The sequence below is a fragment of the Staphylococcus sp. HMSC055A09 genome, from assembly GCF_001809655.1.
In the GTDB taxonomy this organism is placed as follows: Bacteria; Bacillota; Bacilli; order Staphylococcales; family Staphylococcaceae; genus Staphylococcus; species Staphylococcus capitis.
In genome coordinates this window covers 323,863-342,098 of record NZ_KV798364.1, presented here as the reverse complement: position 1 = coordinate 342,098, position 18,236 = coordinate 323,863, and the positions used below count along the sequence as shown (strand labels likewise).

Annotated in this window: 18 protein-coding genes and 1 pseudogene; 15 read left to right on the top strand and 4 right to left on the bottom strand. The window is 33.5% G+C overall.

The window, feature by feature from the left end:
* Nucleotides 1–19: 19 nt before the first annotated feature.
* The 3 genes and pseudogenes from HMPREF2642_RS11835 to HMPREF2642_RS04830 all read right to left on the bottom strand — a co-directional run.
* Nucleotides 20–106 (bottom strand): annotated as a pseudogene (locus HMPREF2642_RS11835) (recombinase family protein); the annotation flags it as partial.
* A gap of 115 nt (nt 107–221) precedes the next feature.
* Nucleotides 222–320, bottom strand: coding sequence for a type I toxin-antitoxin system Fst family toxin (locus tag HMPREF2642_RS11575; RefSeq protein ID WP_121909925.1), 99 nt, complete (start codon nt 318–320; stop codon nt 222–224).
* Between the two features lie 162 nt (nt 321–482).
* Nucleotides 483–842 (bottom strand): hypothetical protein, encoded by a 360-nt coding sequence (locus HMPREF2642_RS04830; protein ID WP_030062677.1) that lies wholly within the window; start codon nt 840–842, stop codon nt 483–485.
* A 167-nt stretch (nt 843–1,009) separates the two neighbouring features.
* On the opposite strand from HMPREF2642_RS04830, the gene HMPREF2642_RS04825 reads away from it, so the two are divergent.
* A complete protein-coding gene (locus tag HMPREF2642_RS04825) occupies nt 1,010–1,789 on the top strand; it encodes a (S)-acetoin forming diacetyl reductase (protein WP_030062676.1) in 780 nt (259 codons plus the stop codon).
* A 51-nt stretch (nt 1,790–1,840) separates the two neighbouring features.
* Here HMPREF2642_RS04825 and HMPREF2642_RS04820 read toward each other — a convergent pair whose 3' ends face one another.
* Nucleotides 1,841–2,401 carry a hypothetical protein gene (locus HMPREF2642_RS04820; protein ID WP_030062675.1) on the bottom strand — a complete coding sequence of 187 codons (561 nt, stop codon included), beginning with the start codon at nt 2,399–2,401 and terminating at the stop codon, nt 1,841–1,843.
* A gap of 267 nt (nt 2,402–2,668) precedes the next feature.
* On the opposite strand from HMPREF2642_RS04820, the gene HMPREF2642_RS04815 reads away from it, so the two are divergent.
* The 14 genes from HMPREF2642_RS04815 to HMPREF2642_RS04740 form a co-directional block, all read left to right on the top strand.
* Nucleotides 2,669–3,211, top strand: a complete 543-nt coding sequence (locus HMPREF2642_RS04815) for an immunodominant staphylococcal antigen IsaB family protein (protein ID WP_023351002.1) — start codon at nt 2,669–2,671, stop codon at nt 3,209–3,211.
* A 62-nt stretch (nt 3,212–3,273) separates the two neighbouring features.
* Nucleotides 3,274–3,795, top strand: coding sequence for an immunodominant staphylococcal antigen IsaB family protein (locus tag HMPREF2642_RS04810; protein WP_002436274.1), 522 nt, complete (start codon nt 3,274–3,276; stop codon nt 3,793–3,795).
* 443 nt (nt 3,796–4,238) lie between these two features.
* Nucleotides 4,239–5,477, top strand: coding sequence for an ArgE/DapE family deacylase (locus tag HMPREF2642_RS04805; protein WP_070597703.1), 1,239 nt, complete (start codon nt 4,239–4,241; stop codon nt 5,475–5,477).
* Between the two features lie 204 nt (nt 5,478–5,681).
* Nucleotides 5,682–6,521 carry a M23 family metallopeptidase gene (locus HMPREF2642_RS04800; protein WP_037550672.1) on the top strand — a complete coding sequence of 280 codons (840 nt, stop codon included), beginning with the start codon at nt 5,682–5,684 and terminating at the stop codon, nt 6,519–6,521.
* 332 nt (nt 6,522–6,853) lie between these two features.
* Nucleotides 6,854–8,374 (top strand): M4 family metallopeptidase, encoded by a 1,521-nt coding sequence (locus HMPREF2642_RS04795; RefSeq protein WP_030062672.1) that lies wholly within the window; start codon nt 6,854–6,856, stop codon nt 8,372–8,374.
* Between the two features lie 745 nt (nt 8,375–9,119).
* Nucleotides 9,120–9,323: a hypothetical protein gene (locus HMPREF2642_RS04780; RefSeq protein WP_030062669.1), complete on the top strand. Its 204-nt coding sequence runs from the start codon at nt 9,120–9,122 to the stop codon at nt 9,321–9,323.
* Nucleotides 9,324–9,349: 26 nt separating this feature from the next.
* On the top strand, nt 9,350–9,565 hold the full coding sequence (locus tag HMPREF2642_RS04775; protein ID WP_030062668.1) for a hypothetical protein: 216 nt from the start codon (nt 9,350–9,352) through the stop codon (nt 9,563–9,565).
* 186 nt (nt 9,566–9,751) lie between these two features.
* The gene (locus tag HMPREF2642_RS04770; RefSeq protein WP_002436164.1) at nt 9,752–10,213 is read left to right on the top strand and encodes an arginine repressor; all 462 of its coding nucleotides are present in this window, start codon (nt 9,752–9,754) and stop codon (nt 10,211–10,213) included.
* 337 nt (nt 10,214–10,550) lie between these two features.
* Nucleotides 10,551–11,786: an arginine deiminase gene (gene arcA, locus HMPREF2642_RS04765; protein ID WP_037550668.1), complete on the top strand. Its 1,236-nt coding sequence runs from the start codon at nt 10,551–10,553 to the stop codon at nt 11,784–11,786.
* A 124-nt stretch (nt 11,787–11,910) separates the two neighbouring features.
* Nucleotides 11,911–12,918, top strand: a complete 1,008-nt coding sequence (gene argF / locus HMPREF2642_RS04760) for an ornithine carbamoyltransferase (protein WP_030059225.1) — start codon at nt 11,911–11,913, stop codon at nt 12,916–12,918.
* A 375-nt stretch (nt 12,919–13,293) separates the two neighbouring features.
* Nucleotides 13,294–14,724, top strand: a complete 1,431-nt coding sequence (gene arcD / locus HMPREF2642_RS04755) for an arginine-ornithine antiporter (RefSeq protein WP_023351012.1) — start codon at nt 13,294–13,296, stop codon at nt 14,722–14,724.
* A gap of 18 nt (nt 14,725–14,742) precedes the next feature.
* Nucleotides 14,743–15,687: a carbamate kinase gene (arcC, locus tag HMPREF2642_RS04750; protein WP_037550664.1), complete on the top strand. Its 945-nt coding sequence runs from the start codon at nt 14,743–14,745 to the stop codon at nt 15,685–15,687.
* Between the two features lie 161 nt (nt 15,688–15,848).
* Nucleotides 15,849–16,535 carry a Crp/Fnr family transcriptional regulator gene (locus tag HMPREF2642_RS04745; RefSeq protein WP_023351014.1) on the top strand — a complete coding sequence of 229 codons (687 nt, stop codon included), beginning with the start codon at nt 15,849–15,851 and terminating at the stop codon, nt 16,533–16,535.
* Nucleotides 16,536–16,851: 316 nt separating this feature from the next.
* Nucleotides 16,852–18,236, top strand: a 1,385-nt coding sequence (locus HMPREF2642_RS04740) for a YSIRK-type signal peptide-containing protein (RefSeq protein WP_256276638.1), incomplete at its 3' end; no start/stop codon positions are given.

Below are 18,236 nucleotides of genomic sequence, written 5' to 3'. Positions count from 1 at the left end.
GGAATTAAAAAATAGTCTTCTCTACAACTCTATGATAGACAATACGTTTTTGAGGATTTTTCGCATTAGGTGAGTATAATATAGGACGTCCTTTATACACACTTTTTGCATTTCTTCACTCACCAGTGTTATAATTTAGGTAACGAAAATAAGTATTCACTTATACACCAATCCCCCACTATTGCGAGTAGTGAGGGGATTTTTGTTGGTGTGGCTATATGTCACCTATTTTTATTGCGTTTACTTAGCCAATGAGTAAAAAACGCAATGGCACAGCCACTGATGACTGGTGCTATGATGTGAACGAAAATAAGCATCACTCTATACACCTCCTCTCTACGTCAAATTGACGCCTGAGGGATAGGCGACCTATATATTATATCATCCCCGAATATACGATGAGAGTTAACTTCCGATAAGTCATTTATGTTAACTAAAAAGACTCTAGTACAATTTGATATGTATTAGAGTCTTTTTGTTAGTTAGTCATTTAATTCTACTGATTTTATTTTTGGTTTTTCTGGTAGTAATGCATACTTAATTTTAACAGTTAGAGTAGCTAGTTTGTCATTAATATTCACTTGATAATAACCTATATGACCGCTACCTTGATTATCTGATTGTCCATTAATAGAAACTTTATCTTGGCTTTTTAGAAATTGATAAGTTTTATTATCTTTAGCAATTTCTTTTAAGTTTTTAGTATCTTTATTTTTAATAGAGGTATTTAATTGTTTTTCACTGGAATACATAACCCATTTATCAAAAAATAAGAAATTTAGAATCATATAACAAATGGCTACTACTATAATTACAAGAGCGATATAAATTAACTTTTTCAACGTTAAACACCTTTTTAAAATTATTTATAATTTATGATAACTCATAAGTATATGTAATTGCCAAATAAGATATAAAATTTAAATAAGTATTCACAATCTCTACAAATCATTCTTATATCTTAGTGATAATATAATAATTGAATATATTATCTATAGGAGTGATTTGGATGAGTAATTCTAAAAAAGTAGCTGTTGTTACTGGAGCGGCTCAAGGTATTGGTTTGAAAATTGCTGAACGTTTATTTAAAGATGGATTTAATTTAGCCATAGTTGATTACAATGAAGAAGGTGCTAAAAATGCTGCGTCATCTTTAACTACAAATGAACAAGAGGCAATTGCCTTTAAAGCTGATGTCTCAAATCGTGATGAAGTCTTTTCAGTATTAAGAAAAGTGGTCGAGCACTTTGGAGAGTTTAATGTATTAGTTAACAATGCAGGTTTAGGTCCAATGACGCCAATTGATACAGTGACACCTGAACAATTTGATCAAGTTATTGGAGTCAATCTAGGTGGCGTATTCTGGGGAATACAAGCTGCATTAGAACAATTTAATAAGTTAGGTCATGGCGGTAAAATTATTAATGCTACTTCTCAAGCTGGTGTAGAGGGTAATGCGGGATTATCTTTATATAGTAGTACTAAATTTGCTGTTAGAGGTTTAACACAAGTTGCTGCTCGTGATTTAGCTGATAAAGGTATTACAGTTAATGCGTATGCACCTGGTATTGTTGAAACACCAATGATGGAAGGTATTGCAATAAAATTAGCTAAAGAGAACAATCAACCCGAAGAGTGGGGTTGGAAACAGTTCACTGATCAAATCACTTTAAAACGTCTTTCAAAACCGGAAGATGTGGCTAACGTTGTCAGCTTCTTAGCAAGTAGTGATTCAGACTATATTACAGGACAAACTATCATTGTTGATGGTGGTATGAGATTCCATTAATAAAAAATAAAAACGTTTATGCATACATCTGTTTGCATAAACGTTTTTTTATTACTCGTGTTTATTTTGTGTGCTGTTGTTATTGTTTTGTTGGTTACTTGGTTTGTTTTCAGAGTTTTGTGAGCTAGATTGCTGGTTGTTAGGTTTCTCTGATGTTGATGGTTGTGTAGAGTTCTGACTATTTTGTTGTGAATGGTTATTGTAGTTATTATTGCTCGTGTTATTTTGCGTGCTTGGTTTGTAGTTGTTCTTAGATGGTTTATCTTTAGTTTCGTTTGTTTTGGTTTGTTGTTTATCGTTTTGATACTGATTATTGCTAGGTTGCTTAGTTGTGTTGTTGGAATGATTGATATTAGAGTTTCCGTTATATGTGCCAGATGCTGGTTCTGATTGCGCATTTTCTTGGCTTTGGTTAGCGTTATTATTTCCATTATATTGATCGCTGTCTTGATTAGATTTATTTTTCTTCTTATGTTTCTCTTCAGTTTTTTGATTGTCTTTATTTGAGTCTGTATTAGAAGATTTGCTTTCATGCGTCATTGCTGCATAAATTGAGAAGCTTAATGCAGCGACAAGAAGGATCACTACGATGCTTGCTAATATCTTTTTCAAATGGTTGTCCTCCGTCCTTATTAAATTTTTCTGTATTCTATTATAATCGTTTTCGGGTCATAAGTAGAACTATTTTGAAATAATAAGTTACATATATCATACCAATTATTTTTGAAAATATAAAAAATTACAAGAATGTAATAAAAAACATTAAAGAAAAATTTGCACTTTATGTAATCGCATTGTAATATTGTAATTGAATCGTAATATCCCATCTTTGTTGTACATAAATAGCGATTCCAATAAAAACATAGGAGAGATCCATTTATGAACAGAACTACAAAAGTAATCTTATCGTCAATGTTAGCAGCCGGAACAGTATTTGGAGTTGGCCTTTCAACAGATACGCCACCAGTGAATCAAGCCCATGCAGCAACAGCACCTTACTACTCATTTACAGGATATGCTGGTAATCATGCCTCATTTGTTTTAAACCAACTATTTATTAATTCGTTAAAGTATGACACTTTTAGAATGAATGGAATTAAAATTCCTTACACAACTGGTAAAAATCATGTGAACAAATATAAAGGCACGGTTAAGAAATATGACCAAAGCTTTAGTGGAGTTAATACTAAGAAAACGAGAGCAGGTAGCGTAGAGTTTAAAGTTACAAGTCATCTATCTGTGAAACAACTTAAAGAAGCTTATGGTAAAGGTTTGAGAGCTTTACCTAACAAGCACAAAGGCACTAAAACGTATGCTTATAGCCCAGGAAATAAACACTATGGTATATCATTTACTACTAAGAATAATAAAGTAACTAAAATTACAATCGGAACACTAGGTGTGACTGGAGAAAAATTCTAGCTAATCATTTATTAATACGTAATGAACAAGCAACATTAAATTTAGAAAAGAGATAGCTTATCATGAGAAAACTAACTAAAGTATTTGTAGCATCAACTATCGCAATGGGAACATTAGTAGGAGTGGGTGTTTCTACGGCTTCACCAGTTAATGGCATTGCTCAAGCTACAAACTCACATTACTATACGTATCAAGGTTACGTTAAAGGAAATGGATCATTCTTAATTAAAGAGCAATTTATTAAAGCCGTTAAGAGTAATAATGTGACATTTAATGGAATTAAATTGACACATTCGACTGGTACTAAAATGGTCGATAAGTATGATCAACATTTCGAAGGTGTCGCAAATGATGGGATTAAGGCTAAACAAGTCCAATTTACTGTGACTAAAGATTTAACCTTAAATCAGCTGAAAAAAGCTTATGGCAAAGATTTAATTAAGAAAAGTCATAATAAAAACAAGGATGGCGGTATTTTTTGTTATACACCTTCAGGTAAAGGTTTAGGTGTATTGTTTGTAGTAGATAATAGTCGTGTCGTAGCAGTGACGATTGGCTACTCACTTTCTACACCAAGTAAATAAGATTTATAGGTGGAGGCTGTAACATAGATAATTGTCTCAACCTTAATTAACATATTGGCAGTAGATATCTGAATTGAAAGTGCACTTATGCTAAGCTTCTTTCAATCTTAGTCATCCTTGCCGGAGTGGTACAAAGAAATTAATTTTGACAAATTATATTTCTGTGCCACTCTTTTTTATTTAGTGGAGAAATATTTATTCAAATCTATAAAATTAGAGTAGGGAAAACTGATATGATGAATAGAGAGACACTGATAAAGGTCAATGATGATGATATCCTCCCCCTTATTAAAGTGCACCAGCGCTTAAGAATTTTAATTTTCCTTATACGTAATTTAAGTTGTATCAATGAAATATTAAAATTTGATAAAGTTCACTTTCTGTCGGAAAATTAATTTTCAAAGTGAGTGGGTATAGAAGTCATGGAAAGGTGGTAATCATTCATGAGTGTATTAACAAATGAAGAGAGAGTCAAAATTCTATCGGATATCGTCGTAATCAAAACAGTGAACGACAATGAATTGGAAGTAGCGAAATACTTACAAAAGTGGTTCGACAAGTATGGAATTGAATCAGAATTAGATGAAGTTTCAGAAGGACGTGCCAATTTAATTGCCACTGTTGGTTCAGGTCAACCTGTCATCGGTATTTCAGGTCACATGGACGTGGTCGCTGAAGGAAATCATGATGACTGGACTTACGATCCATTTGAATTGACTGAAGATAATGGTTACTTGTATGGACGCGGTGCTGCTGATATGAAATCAGGTTTAGCAGCATTAGCCATTGCGTTAATCGAAATTAAAGAAAGTAACCAGTTAAATAAAGGTACAATTAAATTTATGGCGACTGTTGGTGAAGAAATGGAACAAGCAGGTTCTTCACAATTATATGAAAAAGGCTATGCAGACGATTTAGACGCGTTACTTATCGCTGAACCGTCTTATCCAAGTTTAGTCTATGCGCATAAAGGTTCTATGGATTTCCGAATCACTTCTAAAGGTAGATCTTCACATAGTTCAATGCCATTCTTAGGTGAAAATGCGATTAAACCACTACTCGAATTTATTCAAAATATTGATAAAGAATATGAAGAACTTACGCAAACTGTTAAAGGTGAGTCTTTAGACTACAGTAATATGGTGAATAAGTTAGCAGGTCAATTACCTGAAAATGTCACTAAAGAACAGGCTAAAGATTTAATTGAAGGTTTAGTCATGACAAATAGTATCTTTAACGGTGGTTCACAAGTCAATTCTGTACCGGATAGTGCGACTGCTGAATTTAACGTGCGTACTATACCAGAATATAATAATGACAAAGTTAAAGAATTATTTAATAAATATTTAAAACAAGCTAACGAAAATGGTTCAAGTTTATCTCAAGAAATCTATCTTGATTTAGCGCCTGTTGTAACAACTGGTAAAAATAGATTGGTAGAACTTGGCCATGAGAAAGCACAAGCACATTTCCCTAATGAGGAAGGTTTAATTATTACGCCGACTGTTGCGGTTACAGATGCGTCTAACTTACTTCGTGGTAAGGATGAGCACTTCCCATTCTTAATGTTCGGCCCTGGTATTAGACCTCATCAAGTTGACGAATGTGTTGAAAAACAAAATTATCTTGATTTTGTTGATTATTATATCGATTTCTTAACGTCATTTACTGATGAATTTTAAGTATTAATTGATAAGGTGAAAGCCCATCTCGCTAGAAAAAGTGAGGTGGGCTTTTTTGTGCATTTTTGATTGAATGGATATTTTTAGTGAATTCATAGGCTTTTATTTGTAAGGGTCTAATTTTTATATATAAAGATGAAATATGATAATTATATATAAATTAGGGAATATATATTAATGTATAGGACATCTGGGGGGATGAAAATGGACTTAAATAAATTAATTACTCTAATCGAAAATAAAAAGCATAATGAGTTATATAGGATGTTTTCTAAAAGTTTTAAGCGCTCTATTAGTAAACGCATGTTAAAGGAAACATTAGATCTATATATGAAATATGCGAAGAAACATACTTTGTATGTTGATATAGGTAATGAAAAGAGTGGCGAAAAAATCTGGCTAGATGAATACCAAAATTATGGTATTTTCGTGTTATTGGAAAATGATGTTATTTATAGTTTAATACTGAAACCCCTCTATTATTTTAAAGATAAATGGACGAAACAGACTTATGATCTTCCTATTAAAGATGAATGGCTAATATATTGGGGTGGAGATAACGAATTATTTAATTACCACTATAACTATGAAACGCAACGCTATGCATATGATTTAGTGAAACTAGTCAATGGTAAAACGATGTATGATGGTGGTCAATTTTGTTCAAATTATTATAGTTTTGGGGCGAATGTGGTTGCACCGATTTATGGAGAGGTTGTCAAAGTTGTGAACCATATTAATGATAATACGCCTGGAAACACAAATGAGAGTGAGCCATATGGAAATTATGTAATGATGAAGCATGGCGATCATGAGTATAGTGTTCTTGCCCATTTAAAGAAGCATTCGATTACTGTACATGAAGGGGATTTAATTTATGCGCAAGAAGTGATTGGCCAGTGTGGCAATTCAGGAAACTCTACCGAACCTCATTTACACTTTCAAGTTATGAATGCCCCTGATTTGGAAAATGGTCAATCATTGAAGATTCAATTTAAAGATTATAATAATCCTATTAAAGGTGAAATATTAAAAAATGATTGATGGAAATTACTCGATTGAATGTCGAGTAATTTTTTTATGTTTCAAAACCCTTGATATCAAAGGTATTACGCACAATACACTTTCGCTTAATTTCATTATGCATAATATAATTATTAATTTTATTGCAGTTTAATTAATAAAAATAAATAAATACAGTTTATCAAAGTTTAAATACTAACATAAGTTTTTGACATAATGAACATATTATTTATACAAATAATTTATAAATGAAAAGTATGTGAATAAAATGCAGTTTCCATTTACTTAACAGAAAATTAAAATTACGATGGCACCGTAAGTTGCTTTTTCAAAAATTTATAGGAGGTTACGAGATGAAAAATTTTTCAAAATATGCACTTACAAGTATCGCAGCACTTACGGTCGCAAGCCCCTTTGTCACTATGGATGGCCATGCTAAAGACAAGTCAGTAAAACAAGACATTGATGCGAAGGTTACTCAACAGACTGACGCACCAAAAGCACTTAAAGCATTGCCTGGTTCAGAAAACGTTAAGAACCATTATAAAGACTATGTTGTCACTGATGTAAAAAAAGACAACAAAGGATTTACGCACTACACTTTACAACCTAAGGTAGGTAACGTCTTTGCTCCTGATGAGGAGGTTAAAGTACATGTGAATACTGAAGGCAAAGTTGTATTAATTAACGGTGACACTGATGCGAAGAAGGTGAAACCAACTAATGAGGTGTCGATCAACAAAGAACAAGCATCTAAAAAAGCGTTTGAAGCGGTTAACCTTAATCCTAAAAAAGCGAAAAATATGAAAGAAGACGCCGTCAAAACAAATAAAGTAGAAATCGATGGTAAAACAAATAAGTATGTTTACAATGTAGAATTGATTACCACAATACCTAAAATTTCACATTGGAATATCAAAGTTGATGCAGAAACAGGCCAAGTTGTCGATAAACTAAATCTCATCAAAGAAGCAGCGACGACAGGTACCGGTAAAGGTGTGCTTGGTGATACGAAACAAATTAATATCAATAGTGTAAATGGAGGATATGCGTTACAAGATTTAACGCATCAAGGACAATTAGCAGCTTACAATTATAGTGATAACACTGGCCAACATTCGCTCATCAAAGATAACGATAAAAACTTCACAGATGATAATCAACGTGCTGGTGTTGACGCTAATTACTACGCTAAACAAGTGTATGACTACTATAAAGATACTTTCGGTCGTGAATCATATGATGATAGAGGAAGTTCAATTATCTCTCTAGCCCACGTAAACAAATTCCAAGGTTCTGATAATAGAAATAATGCCGCATGGATTGGCGATAAGATGATATATGGGGATGGAGACGGACGAACATTTACAGCACTATCTGGTGCAAATGACGTTGTAGCTCATGAAATCACACATGGTGTAACCCAAGAAACAGCGAATCTTAATTATCGTAATCAATCAGGTGCTTTAAATGAAAGTTTCTCGGATGTCTTCGGTTACTTTGTCGATGATGAAGATTTCTTAATGGGTGAGGATGTGTATACACCAGGACAAAATGGAGATGCACTAAGAAGTATGTCCAATCCCGAACGATTTGGACAACCATCTCACATGGATGATTATGTAAATACACAATCAGATAATGGTGGTGTACACACTAACTCTGGAATTCCTAATAAAGCAGCTTACAATACAATACGTAGTATTGGAAAGGGTAAAGCACAACAAATTTACTACAGAGCGCTCACAGAATATTTAAGTTCAAATTCAAACTTTAGTGATGCTAAAGAAGCGCTGTATCAATCAGCTTTAGATTTATATGATAAAAACACAGCTAACCAAGTAGCAGATGCATGGGACGACGTTGGTGTATAAATAATTGAAACTTTAAATCGTTTAAATCAGCCATAAACAATCTATCAACGAACATAATCAACGCCTTAATAAACAAGAATTAATGTTAAACACTTACAAATATTAAACGCCTTAATAAATGATGATCAAACAATGTTTGGCTTCATGTGGCCCTTACTCTAACAGTAGAGTAGGGGCTTTAAAATATTCTTAGGGAGGAGACTGCGGGTTGTCTAGCCGAAGTGAGACGGCAGTCTATTGATTGAAACTATTAATAGATATTCTTAACTCTACCTAACCTTTTTATTCTATCTTATAAATGTTATAAAGAGTGAAAGAGACAATACAAATGAGGGGTTATAAACACGAATGATCCAATGAAAGATTTTAATTTAAGAGACGTTATAGGAATATTGATTATGGGATTCGTTAGTTTTTTTAAGTTGCCTTTACTAAATGTCGTATTATTAGCATTGCTTATGATTATTGTGACATCTTTTATAAATGAAAAATTATGCTCTAAAAGCAATATTACTAGGAGAGAAGAGGATGAAAAAGATAAAACAACTTGAAGTTATTGATATTCTGTTAATCATTATTAGTTTATTAGCCGTTTTAATTGGAGTTTTGCAGATATTTAATTTAATACACGTATCGCCAATCATTACGTTAATACTTCTTATAATCATTGTCGTCCTTAATCTGTTTAAGTCATTGGATGAACATAAACATTCCAAATAGAAAATAAAGTGTTAGGAGATAAGAAGTGCGTAAATTATTAAAGAAGTTAACTAAAAAAGATTTCGTATTGATTGTCATTTTATTTATAGTTGCAGTGATGTGCTTCTTAAATACCTTTGACATAGTAAAGTTGTCAGAAAGCCAATCTAATTATGTTGCCACTATTTATACCATTATCGTTTTTATTAGTTTGATTCGAATAAATAAGAAAGATAAACACGATCAATGATAGAAAGGTTTAGGAGTTGATTGGGGTTGAATAAATCTGAGCAAGGTCTGAATATTATAGATTTCATTTTATTTACACCACTAATCATTCTTTTCTTCATTAATATTTTAATATTCACTCATTTGATTCACGTATCTGCATTTTATTCTAACTTATTATCAATCATTAATTCGGCTTTATTAATGATTGGATGGATTAGAATGATTTATAAAGATAAGACATCTTATACATTGTACAAATGATTGTTCAATGTCAGTTATACATTAAAGTGATGTATAGTACTACCTGTGTTACTCAATATTTGTCACAAAATTTTACATACTTTCTCATATATTTTTAACATTAGAATGATAAATTATTATTAAATAAAAAGAATTATTAAAGTTTAAATGAATTTAAATTAGATTTAGTGAGGAGTTTATCATTTAATGAAAAAGAGTAAACGTCAGGATTTAGTAACCATGATTGTTAAACAAAATCACATCTATAAAAAAGCAGATATCATTGATTATATTGATGATCACTTTGGCATTCGTTATAGTATGACAACCATTGCGAGAGACTTGAGAGAACTTAATATTTTTCGTCTGCCAGCTGAGAGCAAACAATTTGAATACAAAATTTTAAATAATCAATCGCAAATCGACGCTAAAATTAAGCTAGATGATTATCTAGAAACAGAAATCATTAGTACCGTGATTAAAGAATCATATATACTTATAAAGACGTCACCAGGATTTGCGCAAAGTATCAATTATTATATTGACCAATTACAACTTAAAGAGATTGTTGGTACTATAAGTGGCAACGACACTATTATGATACTTACTCATTCTAAAGCAATGGCTGAATATGTGTATTACAAAATATTCAATCATAATTATTCATAATCTCTCATATCTGAATAATGAATCGAAAGGCCTGGTAAACGTATTGCATGCGTTTGCTAGGTCTTTTATATTACTAAAGTTATTAATTCACATATTGACTAACTATTCATTTAAGTGAATAAAAAACTTTTTATCGAAACATTCATTATTTCATATTAGCTGAATATTCATTTTCCATACGAAATAACAATACAAAAATGTATAAACAATCATATAAATGTATTGAATAACCAAATTGTACAAAACTTTCTACATTGAACTTGTGAATATAATCACATAAATATATGTGAAATCACTATATACTCATGTTGAAGTTACAGAAAAGGAGGAAATGAATATGGCAGATGGACCCATTCAAGTAAACAGTGAAATTGGTAAACTTAAAACCGTTTTACTTAAACGTCCAGGTAAAGAGTTAGAAAATTTAGTTCCAGATTATTTAGGTGGTTTACTATTTGACGATATTCCTTATTTGGAGGTTGCTCAACAAGAGCACGATCGGTTCGCCAAAGTGTTACAAGATGAAGGAGTAGAAGTACTATACTTAGAGAAACTTGCTGCAGAAAGCATTGAAGATTCAGATATTAGAGAACAATTCATCAATGATGTGTTAGCAGAATCTCGTAAAACAATTCTTGGTCATGAGAAAGAAATAAAAAAATTATTCTCAACATTATCTAATCAAGAGTTGATTGATAAAGTTATGGCTGGTGTGCGTAAAGAAGAGATAAAATTAGAATCTACGCATTTAGTTGAGTATATGGATGACAAGTATCCATTCTATTTAGACCCAATGCCTAACTTATACTTCACTCGTGACCCACAAGCATCAATAGGTCGAGGTATTACAGTGAATCGTATGTTTTGGAGAGCTAGACGTAGAGAATCAATCTTCATTTCATACATTTTAAAACATCATCCTCGATTCAAAGATGCGGATGTTCCGGTATGGTTAGACCGTGATTGTCCTTTCAACATTGAAGGTGGGGACGAACTTGTACTTTCTAAAGAAGTACTAGCAATTGGAATATCAGAACGTACGTCAGCTCAAGCTATCGAACGCTTAGCACGACGTATATTTAAAGATCCGTTATCCACTTTTAAAAAGGTAGTAGCAATTGAGATTCCAACTAGCCGTACATTTATGCACTTAGATACAGTTTGTACAATGATTGATTATGATAAGTTCACAACGCACTCTGCAATCCTTAAAGCTGAAGGTAATATGAACATTTTCATTATTGAAAATGATGAAGCTAGTGATGACATTAAAATCACTCATTCAAGTCACCTTAAACGAACATTGGAGGAAGTACTTGGTGTTGATAATATCGAGTTAATCCCAACTGGTAATGGTGATGTGATTGATGGTGCACGTGAACAATGGAATGATGGTTCAAACACATTATGTATCCGTCCAGGTGTAGTAGTCACATATGATCGTAACTATGTATCAAATGATTTGTTAAGAAAACGCGGTATTAAAGTAATTGAAATTCCTGGAAGCGAACTAGTTCGCGGACGTGGTGGCCCAAGATGTATGAGTCAACCATTATTCAGAGAAGATTTATAGAATAGTATTCAAACACCTGTTATAGTGTAGTTGAAATCGCTTTCAATTTTAAGACTAATCATATTAAGTTTTGAAGGCGCTGATGATTTACACTGCGACTAATTAGATGAAAGGGGCGTATATTATGGAAAAAATCCGGAAACCATTTGACTTAAAAGGAAGATCACTACTTAAAGAATGTGATTTTACCAAAGAAGAATTTGAAGGTTTAATAGATTTTGCCATGACGTTAAAAACGTATAAACAACAAGGCACACCGCATCGTTATTTAGAAGGTAAAAACATTGCATTACTTTTTGAAAAAACGTCTACACGTACGCGTGCTGCATTCACAGTCGCATCTATTGATTTAGGTGCACATCCTGAATTTTTAGGAAAAAATGATATACAATTAGGAAAAAAAGAATCTGTTGAAGACACTGCGAAAGTATTAGGCAGAATGTTTGATGGTATAGAGTTTAGAGGTTTCTCACAAGAGAAAGTAGAACAACTTGCAGAATTCTCTGGTGTACCAGTTTGGAACGGATTAACAGATGATTGGCATCCAACACAAATGTTGGCAGACTTTATGACAGTAAAAGAAAACTTCGGACATCTTGAAGGCATTAATTTGACTTATGTCGGTGATGGACGTAATAACATGGCACATTCATTAATGGTAGCTGGTGCGATGCTTGGTGTAAATATTAGAATTTGTACACCACAAGCACTAAGTCCTAAAGATGCTTATGTAGAAATTGCTAGAGATTGTGGCTCTAAATATGGTGGTTCCGTGTTAGTCACTGATAAGATCGAAGAAGCAGTTAAAGATGCCGATGTTATTTATACAGATGTATGGGTATCTATGGGCGAAGAAAGTGAGTTTGAAGAACGCATTAATTTATTGAAGGACTATCAGGTCAATAAAGCGATGTTCGAATTAACTGGTAAAGACAGTACAATCTTCTTACATTGTTTACCAGCATTTCACGATACACAAACAGAATACGGTCAAGATATATATGATAAATATGGCCTCAGTGAAATGGAAGTTACTGATGAAATCTTTAGAAGTGAGCACTCTAAAGTATTTGATCAAGCCGAAAATCGCATGCACACAATTAAAGCTGTTATGGCTGCTACACTAGGCTAGATTAAATCTACACAACATCATGAGAAACTATAGACTTACAACATACAAAACAAATTGAGCCACTCCAAGTGTATGAAGTCAAATGAGTGATTGTGTTTATCATATTCGAGCAGTGATGAATCAAGATTAAACGTTCATCATCATTAAGTCGTTACGAATTGACCGTTATCAATCCGTCCGTAGTCACATGTTTACTAACCCGTTTAATGTAACGGTCGTAACTATCTTTCACACCTTTCCACAACACCCACTCTCGCATACTGACTTAATGACAGGATATGAATGAAAGAAAATACACTATTAGTTTCAGCACAATGATAACAATTAAAGGGAAAAGTAAGTCTATAGATTCCTACTTCTAAAGGAGAAATGAATATGAGCGAACAAGGAGAAAATAAGTTAAGTCGATCATCATTGATAGGTCTTGTAATAGGATCAATGATAGGTGGCGGTGCATTCAATCTCATGTCTGATATGGGAGGACAAGCTGGTGGTTTAGCCATTATTATAGGATGGGTTATCACAGCCATAGGCATGATTTCATTAGCATTCGTTTTCCAAAACCTTACAAATGAACGACCGGATCTTGATGGCGGTATATACAGTTATGCCCAAGCTGGTTTTGGCGATTTTATCGGCTTTGCAAGTGCATGGGGATATTGGTTCTCTGCATTTTTAGGGAACGTCGCGTACGCAACATTACTAATGTCTTCCGTCGGTAACTTTTTCCCAATTTTTAAAGGTGGTAACACATTCCCAAGTATACTCGTTGCTTCAATTTTATTATGGGGTGTTCACTTTTTAATACTTAAAGGGGTAGAAACTGCGGCGTTTATTAATAGTATTGTTACGGTTGCCAAGTTAATACCTATATTATTAGTCATTATATGCATGTTAGTTGCCTTTAATTTTGAAACTTTTAAAGAAGGATTCTTCGGAATGAATGCACATGGTGCACTACCATTTAACTTTGGAGACACAATGTCTCAAGTGAAAAGTACAATGCTCGTCACTGTATGGGTATTTATCGGTATAGAAGGTGCTGTCGTCTTTTCAAGTCGTGCCAAACGTAAGAAAGATGTAGGTACTGCAACAGTAATAGGATTAATTTCAGTGTTACTCATCTATTTCTTATTAACTGTATTAGCACAAGGTGTTATCATTCAAAACCATATCTCTCAATTAAACGCACCATCTATGGCACATGTCCTTGCTTACATCGTAGGTGATTGGGGTTCAACACTTGTAAACATCGGACTAATTATCTCAGTTTTAGGTGCATGGTTAGGTTGGACACTACTTGCCGGAGAGTTGCCTTTTATCGTTGCGAAAGATGGATTATTCCCGAAATGGTTTGCTAAGGAAAATGAAAACGGCGCACCAGTCAATGCATTATTAATCACTAACATATTAGTTCAAATTTTCTTGATTAGTATGTTGTTCACTGACAGCGCGTACCAATTTGCATTTTCATTAGCATCTAGTGCCATTTTATACCCATATATGTTCAGTGCCTTTTACCAAGTTAAGTACACTATTGAACATAAACAACACGCGACACCTAAACAATGGACAATAGGTATACTCGCCTCATTATACGCAGTATGGCTAGTCTATGCTGCAGGATTTGATTATTTATTATTAACAATGTTGCTTTACATTCCTGGTCTTATCGTTTATTCAATCGTTCAAAAAAATAACCAAACACGCTTAACACGCATTGACTATATCTTCTTCGCTATCATTATCATTCTATCTATTGTCGGACTTATACGACTATGTAGTGGCGCGATTAACGTGTTCTAGAAAAAGGAGCGAACTGTTATGGATAAAAAAATTGTCATCGCATTAGGTGGTAATGCGATTCAGACGTCTGAAGGTTCAGCAGAAGCACAACGACGGGCTATTCGCATGACCATGCAAACACTTAAACCACTATTTCAATCCGATAATGATATTGTCATTTCGCATGGTAATGGTCCTCAAATAGGTAATTTATTGATTCAACAATCTCAATCTGATAGTGAACAAACGCCCGCTATGCCACTTGATGTATGTGGGTCTATGACACAAGGTATGATAGGCTACTGGTTAGAAACAGAAATTAACCGTGTACTATCTGAGATTGGCAGTGACAGAGCTGTCGGTACTATTATTACTCGTGTAGAAGTCGATAAAGATGATCCGAGATTTGATCGACCAACTAAACCGATTGGTCCATTTTATACTGAAGAAGAGATGCAAGAATTGAAAGAAGCGCAACCTGAGGCTATCTATAAAGCAGACTCAGCTGGTCGTGGTTATAGAAAGGTTGTCGCATCACCTTTACCAATTTCAATACTTGAACATAAATTGATAAGTACACTTGTTGAACAAAAAAATATCATCATTGCATGTGGTGGTGGCGGTGTACCTGTTATTAAGAAAGATAATACTTATGAAGGTGTTGACGCCGTCATTGATAAAGACTTCGCTAGCGAGAAGTTAGCTGCCTTAATTGATGCGGATACGCTAATGATTTTAACCAATGTAGAGCACGTGTATATTAATTTTAAAGAACCTAATGAAGAAAAGTTAACAGATATTGATGTTGAAACTTTGAAACGTTACGCGAAAGAGGGTAAATTCGCTGAAGGATCAATGCTACCTAAGATAGAAGCGGCGATTGATTTCGTTGAAAGTGGGGAGCATAAAGAAGCGATCATCACTAATTTGGAAAATGCTTATCAAGCGTTCGACAAGCAAGCAGGTACACATATTCATAAATAATGAATGATTATGCTATTGGAGATTTAAGAACGATGGCCCCCTAATCAAAAAATATAACATCTTTGAAGCGGTTCTTCTTTGACACTTACCCCGTTAACAACTTGTAAAAGATGTTTGGTTGTTCCTCTATCCAATAGCTTAGGTAGTAAGGAGTTTATGTTATGGCTGGAAATCAAATGTTTTGTAGAGAAAATGAACTTGATGAAAGTTTTAAACAATTAGCGTCATATATTCATATACCTGTAGGTGTCTTACTTCCATTTAAAAGCCAATGCTTTGTGAGACATTATAGTAAGGGTCAGGTAATTTACTTTTCGTCAGATGAAACGACGCATATCTATTTATTAATAGAAGGGAATATAATGAGAGAAAACTTTAATCTTAATGGTGATGTGTATCGTTATTTAAATAGAGAAAAAGTGTTATTTCCCTTAAACAATTTATTTCAAGATAAGGCGCCAAATGAAATGTGCACCGCATTGACGAATTGCGAAGTGATTGGCATACCTAAAGATTTAATTGAATATCTTTGTAAAAATCATGAGGATATCTTTGTAAGGTTATTTGAATTATTGAGTGCAACACAATGCCAACACATTGAATATAATATGGCGTTAACCAGCAAGCTTGCGAAAGAACGCGTAACAAAGATATTACGCTATCTTTGCCAAACAGTTGGTTATGATAATGATGAATTTTATGAAATTAAGCAATTCATGACGATACAACTGTTGAGCGATATGGCCGGTATATCTAGAGAAACCACAGGTCATATCATTAATGAACTTCGAGAGGATAAAGTTCTATTCAAAAGTAATAAAAACTGGTTAATCAGCAAAGATTTATAATGACACTTAAAAAATTTAATATTTCATAATTACTTTAGAGCGTTAGTTAAATGATATTCATATGAATTATTTAACTAACGCTTTTTGTTTTCTTAAAAAATTTACTAATATAAAAATAATACGTTGAAACGCTAAATATTCTGAAATAAAATTGAAATTCAAAAAATAACACCAAAAACAAATTTCATATATTTTGTGAATTATTAATAACATTTTAATTAACTCTTTTATATAAAAAGAAATTGTAGTATTATATTCTGTGTGATTATATAAATCACAAAATTTTTTTAGGGAGAGAAGTAATTTGAGAAAAAGAATGGATTTCGTGCCTAACAGGCACAATAAGTATGCCATTAGAAGATTTACAGTAGGAACGGCATCAATATTAGTTGGTGCAACATTAATATTCGGAGTGAATCATGAAGCTAAAGCGGCTGAGACTTCAACTGAATTAACTCAGGCACAAGTGGATGAAGATTGTTCGGGTATTACTGATCAAGGCCAGCAAGAAGAAATGTTAACAGAAACTCAAAACACACAAAACGACTATAACGAGCAACAACCAACTCAGCAAATAGACAACGATTGTATTATTGATGAAGTTCCTATGAACGAAGTTGAATATAGTGATGATGCATCATCCAAAGCCCAAGAAGAAGATGCTACATCATTAGAAAATGTTTCAACAGATATTAACACACGTAATACGGAGAATGAATCAGTTGACGCCCAATCAACTGATAACTGCATTGCAAATGAACAAACTTTTGACAACGAATCAGTGCAAGAACAAACAGATAACCAAGTGAACAACGACAATAATATAGATGAATTACAAAAAGCCCAAGAATATGAAACTCAAGAAGAAAATAATGATGCTAATCAATCATTGTCAGAATCAGCAGACTGTGAAAATGGTATTCAAGCAGGTTCTAACAATTACGATATAGAAGCAATAAGTGGTGTTTCCGAAAATAATAATGATGATTTAGATAATTCATCTGATGTCTCAGCTAATGGAGACGTTGCTGAAAATGTTTCAGCTTTAGATAGCAACTCAGATTGCGATTTATACGCGGATCGTAGCTTAGACTATGACACTGACTCAACAAGCAATGATTACAACACAGATAGTGATTACAATACAGATTGTGACTACGGCTCGGATCGTAGCTTAGACTATGATACTGATTCAACAAGTTATGATTACAACACAGATAGTGGTTACGACACAAACAGTGAATATAATACTGATTGTGATTACAACACAGATAGTGATTACAACTCAGACTGTGATTATAGCTCAGATAGTGATTCAGGCTTAGATTATGATTCAGATTCAAGCTATGATTCAGACTCAAGCTACGATTCAGACACAGACTGTGATTACAACTCAGACAGTGATTCAGACTCAAGCTATGATTCAGACTCAAGCTACGATTCAGACACAGACTGTGATTACAACTCAGACAGTGATTCAGACTCAAGTTATGATTCAGATTCGGACTATGATTCAGATTCAGATAGCGACTCAGATTCAGACTGTGGTTCGGATTCAGACTGTGACTCAGACTCAGACAGTGATTCAGACTCAGATAGTGACTCAGATTCAGACAGCGACTCAGATTCAGACAGCGATTCAGACTCAGATAGTGACTCAGATTCAGATAGCGATTCAGACTCAGACTGTGGTTCGGATTC

What these genes read in the sequence shown, in the direction of transcription:
- HMPREF2642_RS04825 (WP_030062676.1), top strand. Translation starts at nt 1,010, where the DNA reads ATGAGTAATTCTAAAAAAGTAGCTGTTGTTACTGGAGCGGCTCAAGGT.
- HMPREF2642_RS04815 (WP_023351002.1), top strand. Translation starts at nt 2,669, where the DNA reads ATGAACAGAACTACAAAAGTAATCTTATCGTCAATGTTAGCAGCCGGA.
- HMPREF2642_RS04810 (WP_002436274.1), top strand. Translation starts at nt 3,274, where the DNA reads ATGAGAAAACTAACTAAAGTATTTGTAGCATCAACTATCGCAATGGGA.
- HMPREF2642_RS04805 (WP_070597703.1), top strand. Translation starts at nt 4,239, where the DNA reads ATGAGTGTATTAACAAATGAAGAGAGAGTCAAAATTCTATCGGATATC.
- HMPREF2642_RS04800 (WP_037550672.1), top strand. Translation starts at nt 5,682, where the DNA reads ATGGACTTAAATAAATTAATTACTCTAATCGAAAATAAAAAGCATAAT.
- HMPREF2642_RS04795 (WP_030062672.1), top strand. Translation starts at nt 6,854, where the DNA reads ATGAAAAATTTTTCAAAATATGCACTTACAAGTATCGCAGCACTTACG.
- HMPREF2642_RS04770 (WP_002436164.1), top strand. Translation starts at nt 9,752, where the DNA reads ATGAAAAAGAGTAAACGTCAGGATTTAGTAACCATGATTGTTAAACAA.
- arcA (WP_037550668.1), top strand. Translation starts at nt 10,551, where the DNA reads ATGGCAGATGGACCCATTCAAGTAAACAGTGAAATTGGTAAACTTAAA.
- argF (WP_030059225.1), top strand. Translation starts at nt 11,911, where the DNA reads ATGGAAAAAATCCGGAAACCATTTGACTTAAAAGGAAGATCACTACTT.
- arcD (WP_023351012.1), top strand. Translation starts at nt 13,294, where the DNA reads ATGAGCGAACAAGGAGAAAATAAGTTAAGTCGATCATCATTGATAGGT.
- arcC (WP_037550664.1), top strand. Translation starts at nt 14,743, where the DNA reads ATGGATAAAAAAATTGTCATCGCATTAGGTGGTAATGCGATTCAGACG.
- HMPREF2642_RS04745 (WP_023351014.1), top strand. Translation starts at nt 15,849, where the DNA reads ATGGCTGGAAATCAAATGTTTTGTAGAGAAAATGAACTTGATGAAAGT.